The organism is Gemmiger formicilis (assembly GCF_016901605.1).
Taxonomy (GTDB): Bacteria; Bacillota; Clostridia; order Oscillospirales; family Ruminococcaceae; genus Gemmiger; species Gemmiger formicilis_B.
Map to the genome: position 1 here is coordinate 1 of NZ_JACJKP010000944.1, position 218 is coordinate 218.

Genomic DNA, 218 nt, shown 5'->3' on the forward strand with positions numbered 1-218 from the left:
CTACCGACGTGGATGCACTGCTGATTCAGCCCGGGCGCGATCTGCTGACCCTGGTAACCTGCCACCCGCTGGGCGGCAACAGCCAGCGTTATGTGGTGTACTGTGTACGCAGTTGGTGTTTTCACCGCCGATGGGGTATGAGGTCTGGGTCAGGTGTGCAGCGCCCTGTTTCAGGTGTTCTTCATTGGCACCCAGTACAATAGGCAGTTCCAGATCCA

At 58.3% G+C, this 218-nt stretch carries 1 pseudogene; it reads left to right on the forward strand.

The annotated features are described in order from the left end of the window. A pseudogene (locus H6B10_RS17350) lies at positions 1-203 on the forward strand (hypothetical protein); the annotation flags it as partial. Positions 204-218: the final 15 nt, after the last annotated feature.